The sequence below is a fragment of the Halopseudomonas sp. SMJS2 genome (assembly GCF_029866945.1).
GTDB classification, from domain to species: Bacteria; Pseudomonadota; Gammaproteobacteria; order Pseudomonadales; family Pseudomonadaceae; genus Halopseudomonas; species Halopseudomonas bauzanensis.
Window position 1 is genome coordinate 1,256,734 of sequence record NZ_CP123445.1, and the last position, 14,093, is coordinate 1,270,826.

Here is a 14,093-nt window from a genome sequence, read left to right on the forward strand (position 1 = left end):
GTTCGGAGTTGTCGATGGATCTTTCGCCCTCGTTGGCGTCCTGCCTCGCCCTAACTCCTGCATCCATGCAAGACCGCAGTGAGAGAGCCAGCGCAGCAGGGCAGCCGTATATTGGATATCAGCCTGCCAGCTGGCGCTCCAGCTCGATGAGTTGCTGTTTGCGCTCTACACCCCAGCGGTAGCCGGAGATGCCGCCGTCGCTACGCAGCACACGATGGCAGGGCACGACAATCGCCAGCGGGTTGGCTGCACAGGCGCCGGCTACGGCGCGCACTGCAGCTGGTTTGCCAAGCCGTCGGGCCAGCTCGGTATAGCTGATGGTCTGCCCGGCCGGGACCTTGGCCAGTTCGCCCCAGACCTGCTGCTGAAAGTCGCTGCCGAAGGCGTTGAGCGGCTGCTGCATCTGCAACCGCCCCAGGGGTTGATCCACATAGCGCAGTAACGCCTGCAGGTCAGCGCCGAGCGCGGCATCATCCTGGGTCAATGTCGCGCGAGGAAAGCGGCGCTGCAGGTCAGCCATCATGGTCTGCTCATCATCACCCAGCAGAATCGCGCAGATACCGGTTTCGCAGCCCGCCAGCAACAGGCTGCCGAGCTTGCATTGGCCGAGGCTGTAACGAATATGATCGGGAAGGCTGTGCATGGCTTGCTCCTGGGTTGGATGACAAGACCATCTTATTACCGGCTGGAAGGTTAAGGAACCTCCGCAGGCGCGGAGGTGGATCAGCGGTCGGTCGCCCTGCAGGTAGCAATTGCTGCAGGTGCGACCCAGGGCGTTGGCTCAGGTATCGATACCCATCTCGCGTGCCATGTCGTTGGTATCGATTTGCCAGTCGGCGGCAATATCCCGCTCCAGCCGCAAGGGCGACATGCCGATCAGGCCTTCCCGCAGGGCGCAGACATCGCTTTCCGGCGCTTCGACCCGTTCGGTCTGGCGGCGGAAGCCCATCCAGTAGTACGGGATGTCACGGGTATCACGTCGTGCTTCGATATTGACACCGCCGATGCTGCCGCGGCGCGGTCGGCAAATGGCAACACCTTTCACCTGTTGGGGCGTCATTGCTGGAAAGTTGACGTTCATCGCGCAATCTTCTGGCCAGCCACGTTGCAGCAATTGGCGCACCACCACGGGCCCAAACTGGCGAGCGGTATCCCAGTGTGCCGGGACGCCGCGGTGATACGCCTGACTCAGGGCAATGGCCGGTATGTTCAGCAAAGTGGCAGTAAGCGCGCCACCAATGGTGCCCGAGAACGCCACCGAGTCGCTGAAATTGGCGCCGTGGTTAACACCTGACAACACCAGGTCCGGCGGCTCGGGCATCAGTTCGGACACGCCTAGCAGCACACAATCACTGGGTGTGCCGCTGACGCTGAATCGGCGTTCGCCAAAGGTATGCAGGCGCAGCGGATGATGCAGGGTGACGGACATGGAGACGCCGCTCTGATCCAGGTCGGGTGAGACGATCCAGACTTCCTCGGCAATTTGCGCGGCAATTTCCTCCATGACCTTGAGACCGGGCCCGCGCCAGCCATCATCATTGGTGAGCAGAACGCGCTTTACGGGTTTGGACATGAAAGTACCTTTTGGAATTTTGTTGTGGCGTATGGAGGGTTATACCTGCAGGTAGCAGCTGTTAATGTGTGAAAGCTTTTGTGGGAGCGGCCTTGGCCGCTCCCACAAAGCAAAGCAGCTGTCACATGGACATCTACTTCCGCTGGGCGATTTCCCAGCCGGTATCGGCCAGCAGGCTGGCACGCTTACCGACCTCAAGAGCGTCAGCGTTGCTGGCGTTGCCCTGCAATGCCCGGTGGTACACGCCCTGGACAATCGCGGCCAGGCGGAACAGCGAGAAGGCAAGGAAGAAATTCCAGTTGGGGATTTCCGTGCGCCCGGTGAACTCGCAGTACCAATCCAGCACCTGCTGTTCCTCCGGCACGTTGTAATCCTTCAGATTCAACCCCTTCAGGCCACGCATCCCTTCAAAGCCGGTGTTCTGGTGATAGGGCAGGCAGCAGTAAGCCAGATCGGACAGCGGATGGCCCAGGGTGGCGAGCTCCCAGTCAAGAATGGCGACCACTTCTGGGCGCTCGGGATGCAGGATCAGGTTGCCGATCCGGAAGTCGCCGTGGGCGATAGTCGTTACATCATCCTGCGGCGCGTTCTCCGGCAGCCAGGCCATCAGTGCATCCATGGAGGGCATGTCACCCGTGCGGCTGGCCTCGAACTGGCCGCTCCAGCGCTTGATCTGGCGCGCAACGTAGCCTTCATGTCTGCCGTAGCTTTCCAGGCCGACCGCTTTCCAGTCAACATTGTGCAGCTTGGCCATGGTCTCGATCATCGAGCGATGGATCGGCATGCGCTGTTCAGCGGATACCTTTTCCAGCAGTGGATGGGAGTGCACCCGGCCTTCAACGTGATCCATGATATAGAAGGGTGTGCCGATCACGTCGGGATCTTCACACAGCAGGCGGGCGGTGGGCACGGGTACATCGGTGCTGCCCAGTGCGCTGATGACCTGGTACTCGCGCTCAACCATGTGTGCGGATGGCAGCAACTTGCCCGGCGGCTTCTTGCGCAGCACGTAGCGGTTCTCGCCGATGCTCAGCAGGAAGGTCGGGTTGGACTGTCCACCCTGAAACTGTTGAATGGTCATGCCGTGCTCGGCGCCCGGTATGCGTCCTTGCAGGTAGGCGGCCAGTTTCGCTTCATCGAAACGGTGGGCCGACAGTACATCGATCAGGGTGGCTTCGCTCATGTAGAAGATCCGTGGTATCTGTTTTTTGATTGGATGTAAAGCCTGCCACCCCGGCGGCAAATATGCCAGGGGGCAGACTGGTTACCGTAGGCAGCTCAGGTAATGGTATCGCCGCCATCGGCGACGATGGTCTGGCCGGTGACATAGGCGCCGGCCGAGGAGGCCAGGAACAGCGCCACGCCAGCGATATCCACGGGCTCACCGACACGGCGCAGCGGCAGAGACTGCTCGACGCGGGTCAGGCGATCCGGATCGTCCAGCAGCGCCTGGGCAAAATCGGTACGGATCAAGCCGGGAGCGATGGAGTTGACGCGGATGTTCTGCGGGCCATACTCCAGCGCCAGATTGCGTGCCAGTCCGGCTTCGGCCGCTTTGGACATGCCATATACACCGATATTGGCGCTGGCACGGATACCGGCGATGCTCGACAACAGCACGATGGAACCACCGCCCAGTCGCGTCATCTGCGGGATGACCATGTTGCACAGCCAGAAGGTGCCCTTGACGTTGGTCGCCATGATCTTGTCGAAGGCTTCATCGCTGACGTCGGCAGTCGGTCCGTAGACCGGGTTGGTGGCAGCGTTGCAGACCAGAATATCAATCTTGCCCCAGGTGTTGATGGTGGTGTCGACCAGATTCTGCAACTGAGCCTTGTCACCCACATGGCAGGGGATCGGCATGGCTTCCAGGCCCTGGGCCTGCAGTTCACCGGCGACTTTCTCGCAGGCGTCGGCCTTGCGGCTGGAAATGACGACACGGGCACCAGCCCTGGCGAATTCTTCGGCGATCGAACGGCCGATACCCTTGGTGGAACCGGTGATGACGGCGACTTTGCCGGTCAGGTCAAAAAGAGTGCTCATGGGCAGCTCCTGTTCGGAAGTAAATGGATTCGGTGCTGGCCGCATTGGCTGGCCTGGCGGCCGGCATCGCGGCGAGGGCGCCCTCTCAGCTACTCTCACTCACTCACTCACTTGCTTGCTTGCACTTGCCGTGGGAGCAGTCTTACGGTGGGGCGGTCTTGACTGCATGTTTACTGCCAGTCCATTCGCGATCAAGACCGCTCCCACGGGGCTCGCCGTGCTGGTTACAGATACTGCCCCATCTCCAGCTTGGCGATGGTGTTCAGGTGCACTTCATCCGGGCCGTCGGCCAGGCGCAGGGTGCGGGCCTTGGCGTAGGCCGAGGCGAGGAAGGAATCCTGGCAGACACCCTTGGCGCCATGAACCTGAATGGCACGATCGATGACGTTGCACAACATGGTCGGTGCCACTGCTTTGATCATGGCGATCTGTTGGCGGGCGACCTTGTTGCCGTGCTTGTCCATGCTGCGTGCGGCATGCAGGGTCAGCAGGCGAGCCTGGTCGATCTCGCAGCGGGAGCGAGCGATCATTTCCGGCACGCTGCCCAGCTTGTACATCGGCTTGCCGAAGGCAACGCGCTCGGCGGCGCGGCGGCACATGGCTTCCAGCGCGCGCTCGGCCTGACCGATGGCGCGCATGCAGTGGTGAATCCGGCCCGGCCCGAGGCGCCCCTGGGCAATCTCGAAACCGCGACCTTCGCCCAGCAGGATGTTGGATACCGGTACGCGGACATTCTCGTAGCGAATTTCGGCGTGGCCGTGGGGCGCATGGTCGTAGCCGAATACATGCAGGTCACGAACAATAGTCACGCCCGGAGCATCCAGCGGTACCAGAATCATGCTTTGTTGCAGGTGCTTGGGTGCATTCGGGTCGGTTTTGCCCATGACGATAGCAATCTTGCAATGCTCGTTCATGGCTCCAGAGGACCACCACTTGGTGCCGTTGATCACATACTCGTCGCCCTCACGGCGGATTTCGCATTCGATGTTGGTGGCATCGGAAGAAGCGACGTCCGGTTCGGTCATGGAGAAGCAGGACCGGATTTCACCAGCCAGCAGCGGCTTCAGCCACTGTTCTTTCTGCGCATCGTTACCGTAACGCTCGATGGTTTCCATGTTGCCGGTATCCGGCGCGTTGCAGTTGAATACCTCACCGGCAAAGGACACGCGGCCCATGATTTCGCACAGGTGGGCGTATTCTTCGTTGGTCAGGCCGGCGCCGCGCTCGGACTCAGGCAGAAACAAATTCCATAGGCCCTGGGCTTTTGCCTTCTGCTTCAATTCCTCCAGAATGGCCGGGTGGGACCACTTGCTCTGCTTGACCTGCTCATAGAAGAGCGCTTCGTTGGGGTAGATGTGCTCGTCCATGAAGGCTTCGAGCTGTTGTTTCAGTTCCTGAATTCGCGGGCTGAGATCGAACATAATGGGTCCTTGGGCAGTCGGAGTAGTTTGAACCATAACGTGTGTAGGTTGATGCCGACCTTATACAGGGACAAGCATTGGGAGAAGCATGTCCCTTGGTTGGAATGGAGGTGCATAAGCAAGTCTGATAGGCCTGTCGTCATGCGCACGAGCTAATTTTTTCTCCCATGGAGTTGATGATGTTGAAGATAGTAATTGGCGGCATCCTGGTGCTTTTGGCCAGCCTCGTCAGTGCGCAGGAAAACACTACCGCGCCGAGACTGGATGCAGAGCAACAGGGGGTGATAAAGCAAGCGGTTGGGAGTAGCGTGAGGTCAATCAGTAATGTGATGCGCGATGCAGCCAGAAATCCTGAGCAGACTCTGACCTTCTTCGCAATCGAACCCCAGCACAGCGTTGTCGAGATCTGGCCGGGCGGTGGCTGGTATACCGAGATTCTTGCTCCCCTCCTGCGCGATGAGGGGTTATATATTGCCGCGCATTTCGACCCTGACAGCGAACTGGAGTTTTTCCGCAAGTCCCGGGCGGAATTCCAGGCAAAGCTGGACAAATCGCCTGAGGTATACGGTAATGTTGAGCTGACCGTGCTGAATTACGATCCACAAACACCTATCGCGCCGCCAGCTTCGGTGGATCGTGTCCTGACCTTCCGTAATGTCCATAATTGGTTGGCGCAGGGAAGAGATGAGGCCTTGTTGGTATTCAAGAAAATGCATGCGGCGCTGAAACCGGGCGGCATGCTGGGGCTGGTGGAGCACCGTGCGCGTATTGGTACCGACCTGGAAACGATGATCCGGACTGGCTATGTGACTGAAGAGCTGATTGTGGAGTTGGCAGAGGAGGCAGGCTTTGAGCTGTTGTCCCGCAGCCCCGTCAACCAGAATACACGGGATACCACCACACACCCGGAAGGGGTATGGACTCTGCCACCGACATTGCGTCTTGGTGATAAAGATCGGGCGCAATATTTGTCGATCGGCGAGAGTGACAGAATGACGCTACTGTTTATCAAGAATGAATAAGATCGATGGTTGGTAAGAAGCAGCCCCGGCAATGGGGCTGCGTTATTGGTGCCGATTCAGAAATCAACCTTGGCTGACGCCATCACCTGCTCATATTGATATGACGTGGACTGCTCAATGGCAGCGAAGTCCCAATATGCGTATTCCAATCCCAGCGTGATGCGGTCTGTGGCGGCATACAGCAGGTTCAGATGGGCGGAAGAGAAGCGATCAAAATAGCGGCCCAGTTCCTGCGGGTCGGTATCGGTCACCATTTCCACTTGCGACAGGCTCAGGTTGGAACGCCATTTCGGTGACCAGTGTCTCTGATAGGCGGCGGTTGCGCCGTAGGAGACAGCAGGCTTGAGGTCGCCGTAAACAGTATCCCCATTAACATCCGTACCGTCGGTATTCAGAATATCCTGGAACGTTCTCAGCCCCGCATAGCGGCCCAAGGCACCGTAACTGTACTGTAGCCGCAGGTTATCCTTGCCAATAGTGGGGATGCGTGCCGACAGGGATGTTGCGCCTTGCAACGAGCGATCGCCGGTGCTTCCTTTTTCGAGGGTGCGTGCCATGACCGCAAGGGCGTAGGTGCCGTAATCGTTGCGCACCTGATAGCGCAGGACCGCATCAGGGAAGGCCTGATCGTGATCGCCGTCTTCCGGGTTTTCCAAGGCGGCAAAGAGACGGCCGCCCGGTGCATTCATGCTGTATCGCAGCAGCGGTTGGCGAGCATAAATGAAAGCTGCCATCTTGCCTTGATTGAGAATTTCCGGGATCGCTGCGACTTCGGAAAACGTGGTTACATCCTGGCCTACAGTCCAGTCCCCCCAAGAAGCGTACGCCAGACGTACGCGGGGATTGTAGCTATTGGAAACGAATTCATTGGCGCCATCTTCGGAGCCATGAAAGTCAAACTCGAAATAAGTGGTCAGATCACGGCCATTCACATCCGGGGTGACTGTGCGCAGGCCCAAGCGGCTTTCCCGAATGCTGGAACCCAGGCGCCACCGATCAGCATTGTCCGAACGGGCGAATTCGGCAAAATTGGCTGCTTGGCCCAGGGTACGGTTATTCTTGCTGCCGTCACCCCCGGAAGCGTAGACCGCGTCCGCTTTGATGAAACCGCTCACGGTGACTGTGGTATCGCCGATCTTGATGCCTTTGCCATCTCGCACGATCAGATCGGACTTGGCGATTGCTTCCCGGGTCTCCATGTTGTTTTTTTGTTGCGAGGCCAACTCGCTTCGTACTTCCTGTGCATCGTTGCGAGCGGCTGCCGCTTCGGCTTCAATGCGAGCGGTAGCTTCGTCAAGCTTCTGTTCAAGAGCTCTAAGCTGTTGCCGCAACGCTTCTATCTCTCCATTCTGAGCAGCTGCGGACCCGGCGCCCATCAACATGATGGGCAACCCCAGACAGGCGATGGTAGTTGCAAGTGGGCGCTTTCTAAAAAAAACGGTTGGTCTGATCATTGAAATCTCTTTTTTATTAAATGAGTCAGGCTCTAGGCCAAACGGATGGATTTCCTACCTCCTTGTGGGGGCACTTAGTGCCCGATCTTGCGGTGTTCCTGCTCTTGGAGTTCGCGCCACATGATTTTTCCGGATGAGGATTTGGGCAGCGCGGATACGAATTCGAAGACCTGGGGAGTCTTGTAGGCAGCCATGTTGCTTTTGCACCAGGAGCTGATTTCCTGCTCGGCCGTTTGCGGGTCTGCATCAGCCGATAGCACAACGCAGGCTTTTACTGTTTCGCCGCGTTTGGTATCCGGTGATGAAATGATGCATACCTCCTGAACGAGGGGGTTTTGATACATCATGCTTTCCACCTCAGATGGCCAGACCTTGAATCCCGAGGCATTGATCATTCGCTTGATGCGATCGACCATGTAGAAGTAACCATTGTCGTCATAGCGGGCCAGGTCGCCGGTGCGGAAAAATCGCTTGCCTTCCAGCTCAATGAATGCCGCCGCGGTTTCATCCGGACGGTTCCAGTAACCTTGGGCAACTTGCGGTCCGTGGCTGATGATCTCACCTACTTCCCCCGGCCCCAGCAGCTCCAGGGTATCGGGGTTGATGATCCGTGAGTCAACATCAAACATAGGGATACCCAGGCATTGGGGCTTGGGCGCGTCCGGCGGGTTGGTATGCGTTGCGGCGATTGTTTCCGAGAGGCCATAACCTTCTATGTAATGGAGCCCTGTGAGGCGGTAGAGTTTGGCAGCCACCGCTTCCGGCATGGCTGCCCCGCCGCCGCCTATATGAGTCAGAGAGGAGACGTCGTACCTGTCGAGCTCCGGATTGAGCAAGAAATCCACCGCCATGGTGACAATGTTGGCCCAGCCGGTAACGTGGTAACGCTCAATCAGCTGTGCGGCTACGGTGCGATTCCAGCGCGTCATGATCACACTGGTCCCGCCGATATAAATCGGGCCGTTCATGGACGCTTGCATGCCGGTCACATGGAAAAAGGGGAGAGTTGCCAGTTGCACGGAATTGACCGTTGCGCTGTTCCAGACCACACGTTGTACCGTTGTTGTCATGACCGAGCGGTGGGTGTGCATGCAACCCTTGGGAGCACCGGTAGTGCCCGAGCTGTAGGGAATAAGTGCCAGGTCGTCAGGGCCCGCAGTGTAGGGGGTGGGCTTGTGCCCGGACTGCAGCGCTTCATCCCAATTGGTACAGCCTTCATCGAAGCGGCCTGGGGAGGTCGCTACCTCTTCTGGCAGCTCAAGGTCAGTGGGGGCGCGCAAGCGAGTGCCGTAGGCGGACACAACGATATGCTTGAGGCTGGTCTTGCCGAGTAGCGGCGAAACATGACTCATCAGCTCATAACCGGCGAGACAGAACTCTGCACCAGTATCGGAAGCGTAATGCTCCAACTCAGTTGTGCGGTTCATCGGGTTTACCGGTACCACAATGCCATCGCAACGCAGAATGGCGTAATAACCTATGACGTATTGGGGGGAGTTCTGCATGTAAAGCAGTGCTCGATCACCCTTTTTCAGACCTTTTTTCTGCAGCCAGCCTGCCAGGGATTCCACTTCGCTCAGGAGTTCCGCATAGCTGATCGTAGTATCGTAGAAAATGATGGCTGGCCTGGCCGGATAACGCCGGGCAGATATCTCCAAGTTGGTTACAAGGCTGGTTTCGGGTAACGGCAGGCTTTTAGGAAGATGTTTCGGCCAGACAGCGTAGTGATGAGTGAACATTGATTTATATTCCGCCTTGAGTCTTTTTTCTGTTATGTCTCTAACCGGTGTTTTTACTTGTTTTGTTCTGTTATTACTGTGGCTTATTCATGGGCAATGAATTGGACAGTTGTTGGGATAGCAAGTCAATGGCAATGAAACCTGATATCACTAGGCGAAATAGGTCTTATCATCAAACTGAATATGCATTTTTACCCGACGACTGGTCTTTTGAGATCTGTCTTACTATCTTGTTAAGCTCTGCCGTTTGGAAAAGACTGATATAGAGAGGGTGCGTCACAGCGTAACGGGCCCGAACGGGATGCCAACCCTACTTTAGGAGGGTGGAAAAAGGGATGTTGCGATCACCTTTTTGTGTGCTATGGTTTGATTTTCTGTGTCGCCATGTGGAGCAGTATTTCGCACAGCGAAACTAATAATAAATAATGAAATGAGGCCGCCATGTTGTTTAGAACTCTTCGTTACAAGTTAGGTGTTGTCGCCGCGTCCTTGGCTCTGGCTGCGGCTACAACCATCACTTCCACTGCAGCACTTTCTGACGATTCCATAACGTGGCGTGTGCAGTCGCACTGGCCTGGATCAAGTTCATCCTATGAAGATAGCCTTGTCAGAATAAAGAATATTATCGAAGAGCGTTCTGATGGGCGCCTGAAACTTCAGTTGTTTGAAGCGGGGTCGCTATTCAGTGCGCAAGAAACATTCAATGCTGTTAGTCGCGGCATTATCGATATGGGAACAATCTCGCCCTCATATGCCCAGAATCGTATCAGTCTCGCTGGTATTGCTTCTGGCTTGCCTTTTGCGTTTCGTAATGTCTGGGAAGCGACCTATTTTCATAAGGTCATGGGCTTTGAGGATATGTTGAAGGAAGAGGCCGCTGCTCATAACGTGTATTGGTCTACAGACAAAATCTATCCCACCGAGATGGTCCTGAAGCGCCCGGTCAATAATCTTGCAGATTTTCAGGGGCTCAAGATCCGCTCCTCCGGCGCACTGCAGAGTTTTCTGACAGCGGGTGGCGCAGCAGCATCCTATATCCCGGGCGGTGAACTCTATTCTGCGCTGGATGGGGGGATCGTGGACGGTGCGCACTGGGGCGGTTCGCAAGGTGCTGATAGCATGGCGTTGTACGAGATTGCGAAGTATCACGTACAGCCTGCCCTGAACATTGCCGGTACAGACGTGAATATCGTGAGCCAGCGTTCTCTCGACAAGCTGCCAGAGGACCTGCAAGAGATCGTCAAGCAGGCGCTGGAAGAGCAGTTCTGGTTCCGCACTAATGAGTACCTCTACCAGGAACGTGTTGCTTTGGCCAACGCGATTGCCGGGCAGGGCGTGCAAGTCAACACTCTGCCCGAGCCGGTAATGGAGCATTTGATGGGTGTGGCAGAAGGGCAGTGGGAGAAGGAAGGTCAGCGCAGCGACAATACCAAAAAGGCATTAAGCATGCTTAAAGAATTCCTGGGCGAACTGGGTTACCTTTAATCGATCCATATCCCCGGGGGTGCATAGCCTCCGGGGAGTCTTAATAGGCCATACATATATCCGGGGAGGGTATAATGCGTGCAATTTCTGCATTCATGAATGGCGTGACGAAAGTCAATGAGTGGGTCGGTCGTATTCTTGCCTACCTCGTTATTCCTATCTTTGTTTTTATTTTAATAGAAGTTTTTCTTCGCTATCTGTTTAATGCGCCGACTGTCTGGACGAATGAGCTTACCCAGATGCTCTTTGGTCTTTATGCAGTGTTGTCCGGCGGTTACATTCTGGCGCACCGCGGACATGTAAATGTGGATATTTTCCATGCCACATTGCCCCGGCGAGTCCAGGCGACAGTCGATATCCTCACTTCCGTTCTCTTCTTTATATTTGTTATGGCATTCGGCTGGTTTGGGTACGAGATGGCCAAAGAATCAATCGCTACATGGGAAACGTCCTATTCCGCATGGAACCCTCCTATCTGGCCGATCAAACTGGCAATCCCTATCGGTGCAGGCCTTTTGCTGCTGCAGGGTATTGTTAAACTTATTCAGGATATTGCCATTGCCTTGGGTGTTAAGTGTCCCAATGCAGATGAAACAGGTGAAGCAGGGGATACACTGTGAGCGTTGAAGTTCTTACCCTACTTTTTTTCGGTGCCTTGGTATTATTTATTCTCTTAGGGCTCCCCCTGGTCTTCGTACTTGGCGGTGTCTCCGTCGTATTTCTTTACTTTACCTGGGGGATCGAGTCTTTTTACATGGTGTCGTCGCAGATCTACGGCAGCATGGGCAGTTTTACATTGGTTGCGATCCCGCTATATGTTTTCATGGCGATGATCCTCGAACGTACCGGCGTGGCACGCGATCTATACCATATGATGCATTTATGGTTTGGCGGTATGCGTGGCGGGCTGGCCGTGGGTACGCTCGGCATTTGTGCAATATTTGCCGCAATGGTCGGGGTCAGCGGCGCTGCCGTCGTGGCAATGGGTACGATCGCTCTGCCGGCGATGCTCCAGCGCGGATACGACAAGCGTATGGCGTTGGGCGTGATCAATACGGGCGGTGGTTGGGGGATTCTGATACCACCGAGTATCATGATGATCCTCTATGCCCTCATTTCCGGTGTCTCTGTTGGCAAGATGTTTGCCGCAGGTATCCTGCCGGGCCTGCTGCTGATCGTAATTACCGTGCTGTATGTCATTATCCGAAGCTTTCTCCAGCCTGAGCTGGCACCTGCGTTGCCAGCAAGCGAGAGGGCAAGCTGGCCGGAAAAGTTCCGTGCTGTGAGGTCGGTCGTTCTGCCTGTCCTGGTCGTGGTAATGGTCATGGGTTCCATTATCGGCGGTCTGACCACGCCTACTGAGGCAGCTGCAATGGGGGTGCTGGGGGCGCTGATATCTGCCGCCGTTTACCGCCAGTTGAGCTTTTCCATGGTGCATGAAGCAAGCATCCGGACGCTCAAGCTGACAGGGATGATTGCCTGGATCCTGTTTGCTGCGCATGCCTTCAGTGCAGCCTATCAAAGCATGGGCGCGCAACAGCTGATTGAAGGCCTGATGCAACTGATCCCCGGTGGCCCCTGGGGTATCATCATCGCGATGATGATCATCGTCTTCCTGCTGGGAATGGTCCTCGATCCACTGGGTATCATGCTGATCACCCTGCCGGTATTTCTGCCGATTGTGGATGCGTTGGGTTTTGACCCGATCTGGTTCGGTATCCTGTTCGTGATCAACATGGAAATCGGTTACATGACGCCCCCGCTGGGCTTCAACCTGTTTTATTTGAAAGCGATAGTGCCGCCTGGCATAACGATGAAAGACATTTATGCGTCTGTCATTCCATTTGTTCTTCTGGAAATCCTCGCCATCATTATCATGATGATCTTTCCCCAGATTGTGACCTACCTGCCGAATCTACTATTTCAATAATAGGATCGGACGAAACAACAAATCCCGGATTTCCGGGATTTGTTGTTTCAAGAGCAAGCGAGTACATCAGGGGGGAGGAATATGGGAGACAAAGCGCTATTGCCGCTCGGTGGCCCCACTCAGCGTCCAGTCGACGACTCGGTAACCCGTTGCCGAAAGTTGGTGGGACTCATGTCTGTCCAGCGGCGAAAGGCTCGAGTGAAGCTGCTTGGATCGAGAAAACCCAGCTCGTAGGCAATACTGGTCAGTGAAAGCTGACCCTCACCAATCATGCGCATGGCGGTTTCTCGGCGTACTTCATCTACCAGCTGCTCGTAAGACGTTCCTTCCTGGCTCAATTTGCGCCGCAGATGGCGTGGGCTGATATTCATCGGGCCGGCGATGCGCTCTACCGAGATATCACCGGAACCCAGCAGCAGCTGAACCCGGCGTTTGACCTGTTCGGCCAGATCAGGAGAGGGCAGATTGGCAAGCATATCTTGCAGGGTTTCGGTCAAACGGGTGGCGATAAAAGGATCGGCACTGGGCAGAGGTTTTTCCAGTAGCGCCTGGGGCATGGCCAGGCCGTATACCTCACTGTTATGAATCTCTTCGCAACCCAGCAGACGCCGGCAATGGTCGAGATCCAGGTTCGGCCGGTATAAGCTGGCGCCTTTGAGCAGACCGTCGCTGCCGGGATCGAGCTGCTGCAACAGATGGCCGAGATAACCGAGCATGGCTTCGAGTTGTTGGGTATGGGGTTTACCAACCGGAAGGATCAGCAGCCAGGATTCGTCGGCGTCGCGTTGCAGCTCCAGGCGCACCTGGCTACTGATGATTGGAAAGAATCGAATCAGATGCCCCAGGGCCGCAGCGACACTGCCGCACGCGCTGGCTGACAGGTTGAGCAAGTTGAATACGGTGGGAGTGAACAATCGCTGGAGCCGCAGGCCGAACAGGTCATCATCAGCTAGACGGCTGGCTTCTGCCCACACCAGGTTGCAGCTGGCCTGCTCAATGAAGGGGGTATCGGGCCGACTGCCATTGGTCAGGTTGTACGCAAGACTCGATTGTGCCAACCCCACGCCATAATGCCCCAGCGCGCGTTCGATCACGGAGACCCAGAAACCATGCTCCCGGACACGTGGTTTCGACTGCTCATTCAGGCTTCCCGGCATACTACTCCCTCTAATGCTTGGGATGTGAACACATCAATACTCTGTCTCATTGATGTTAAACTGCAACGCTGCTGACAACCCGTTTTCGACTGAAATCGTATTTCGCGTGGCGAAACTTGAAAATGAATAGCATGGCAAAGGGCTATGAGCGATCACCTGTTAGGGTGAAGAGCGCTTTTTGGCTCCTTTGCGAAAACCCGCCTTGTATTCATTTCCTGCCGCGATGCCGGTATGGCTGCTGAACTCCTTGTCCAGAGCTCTCTTTCTAT

Annotated in this window: 12 protein-coding genes; 4 read left to right on the forward strand and 8 right to left on the reverse strand. The window is 56.1% G+C overall.

Going from position 1 to position 14,093, the window contains the following annotated elements:
• Nucleotides 1–118: 118 nt before the first annotated feature.
• The 5 genes from QAO71_RS06010 to QAO71_RS06030 all read right to left on the reverse strand — a co-directional run bounded on the left by QAO71_RS06010 (nt 119) and on the right by QAO71_RS06030 (nt 5,037).
• On the reverse strand, nt 119–643 hold the full coding sequence (locus QAO71_RS06010; protein ID WP_074780574.1) for a methylated-DNA--[protein]-cysteine S-methyltransferase: 525 nt from the start codon (nt 641–643) through the stop codon (nt 119–121).
• A 138-nt stretch (nt 644–781) separates the two neighbouring features.
• Nucleotides 782–1,573 (reverse strand): 5'/3'-nucleotidase SurE, encoded by a 792-nt coding sequence (gene surE, locus QAO71_RS06015; RefSeq protein ID WP_036990465.1) that lies wholly within the window; start codon nt 1,571–1,573, stop codon nt 782–784.
• Between the two features lie 133 nt (nt 1,574–1,706).
• Nucleotides 1,707–2,756, reverse strand: coding sequence for a phosphotransferase (locus QAO71_RS06020; protein WP_036990463.1), 1,050 nt, complete (start codon nt 2,754–2,756; stop codon nt 1,707–1,709).
• Between the two features lie 95 nt (nt 2,757–2,851).
• Nucleotides 2,852–3,616 carry an SDR family oxidoreductase gene (locus tag QAO71_RS06025; protein ID WP_280165492.1) on the reverse strand — a complete coding sequence of 255 codons (765 nt, stop codon included), beginning with the start codon at nt 3,614–3,616 and terminating at the stop codon, nt 2,852–2,854.
• 224 nt (nt 3,617–3,840) lie between these two features.
• Complete coding sequence (locus tag QAO71_RS06030; RefSeq protein WP_280165493.1) at nt 3,841–5,037, reverse strand: acyl-CoA dehydrogenase family protein; 1,197 nt, start codon at nt 5,035–5,037, stop codon at nt 3,841–3,843.
• Between the two features lie 179 nt (nt 5,038–5,216).
• Between QAO71_RS06030 and QAO71_RS06035 the strand changes: the two genes are divergently transcribed.
• Nucleotides 5,217–6,059: a methyltransferase gene (locus QAO71_RS06035; protein ID WP_280165494.1), complete on the forward strand. Its 843-nt coding sequence runs from the start codon at nt 5,217–5,219 to the stop codon at nt 6,057–6,059.
• 56 nt (nt 6,060–6,115) lie between these two features.
• On the opposite strand, the gene QAO71_RS06040 is transcribed toward QAO71_RS06035, so the two are convergent.
• Nucleotides 6,116–7,513 (reverse strand): DcaP family trimeric outer membrane transporter, encoded by a 1,398-nt coding sequence (locus QAO71_RS06040; protein WP_136869347.1) that lies wholly within the window; start codon nt 7,511–7,513, stop codon nt 6,116–6,118.
• A 74-nt stretch (nt 7,514–7,587) separates the two neighbouring features.
• A complete protein-coding gene (locus QAO71_RS06045; protein WP_136869348.1) occupies nt 7,588–9,252 on the reverse strand; it encodes a long-chain fatty acid--CoA ligase in 1,665 nt (554 codons plus the stop codon).
• Between the two features lie 441 nt (nt 9,253–9,693).
• Here QAO71_RS06045 and dctP point away from each other — a divergent pair, with 441 nt between their 5' ends.
• From dctP to QAO71_RS06060, 3 genes are all read left to right on the forward strand, one after another.
• A complete protein-coding gene (gene dctP / locus QAO71_RS06050; RefSeq protein ID WP_136869349.1) occupies nt 9,694–10,737 on the forward strand; it encodes a TRAP transporter substrate-binding protein DctP in 1,044 nt (347 codons plus the stop codon).
• Between the two features lie 74 nt (nt 10,738–10,811).
• Entirely contained in the window at nt 10,812–11,357 is a 546-nt protein-coding gene (locus QAO71_RS06055; protein WP_136869350.1) for a TRAP transporter small permease subunit, read from the forward strand.
• A complete protein-coding gene (locus QAO71_RS06060; RefSeq protein ID WP_136869351.1) occupies nt 11,354–12,667 on the forward strand; it encodes a TRAP transporter large permease subunit in 1,314 nt (437 codons plus the stop codon). Before QAO71_RS06055 ends, QAO71_RS06060 begins: the two co-directional genes overlap by 4 nt.
• Before the next feature lie 119 nt (nt 12,668–12,786).
• On the opposite strand, the gene QAO71_RS06065 is transcribed toward QAO71_RS06060, so the two are convergent.
• Complete coding sequence (locus QAO71_RS06065; RefSeq protein WP_051610970.1) at nt 12,787–13,824, reverse strand: AraC family transcriptional regulator; 1,038 nt, start codon at nt 13,822–13,824, stop codon at nt 12,787–12,789.
• Between the last annotated feature and the right edge of the window lie 269 nt (nt 13,825–14,093).

What these genes read in the sequence shown, in the direction of transcription:
- surE (WP_036990465.1), bottom strand. Translation starts at nt 1,573, where the DNA reads ATGTCCAAACCCGTAAAGCGCGTTCTGCTCACCAATGATGATGGCTGG.
- QAO71_RS06010 (WP_074780574.1), bottom strand. Translation starts at nt 643, where the DNA reads ATGCACAGCCTTCCCGATCATATTCGTTACAGCCTCGGCCAATGCAAG.
- QAO71_RS06035 (WP_280165494.1), top strand. Translation starts at nt 5,217, where the DNA reads ATGTTGAAGATAGTAATTGGCGGCATCCTGGTGCTTTTGGCCAGCCTC.
- dctP (WP_136869349.1), top strand. Translation starts at nt 9,694, where the DNA reads ATGTTGTTTAGAACTCTTCGTTACAAGTTAGGTGTTGTCGCCGCGTCC.
- QAO71_RS06045 (WP_136869348.1), bottom strand. Translation starts at nt 9,252, where the DNA reads ATGTTCACTCATCACTACGCTGTCTGGCCGAAACATCTTCCTAAAAGC.
- QAO71_RS06055 (WP_136869350.1), top strand. Translation starts at nt 10,812, where the DNA reads ATGCGTGCAATTTCTGCATTCATGAATGGCGTGACGAAAGTCAATGAG.
- QAO71_RS06065 (WP_051610970.1), bottom strand. Translation starts at nt 13,824, where the DNA reads ATGCCGGGAAGCCTGAATGAGCAGTCGAAACCACGTGTCCGGGAGCAT.
- QAO71_RS06020 (WP_036990463.1), bottom strand. Translation starts at nt 2,756, where the DNA reads ATGAGCGAAGCCACCCTGATCGATGTACTGTCGGCCCACCGTTTCGAT.
- QAO71_RS06025 (WP_280165492.1), bottom strand. Translation starts at nt 3,616, where the DNA reads ATGAGCACTCTTTTTGACCTGACCGGCAAAGTCGCCGTCATCACCGGT.
- QAO71_RS06030 (WP_280165493.1), bottom strand. Translation starts at nt 5,037, where the DNA reads ATGTTCGATCTCAGCCCGCGAATTCAGGAACTGAAACAACAGCTCGAA.
- QAO71_RS06040 (WP_136869347.1), bottom strand. Translation starts at nt 7,513, where the DNA reads ATGATCAGACCAACCGTTTTTTTTAGAAAGCGCCCACTTGCAACTACC.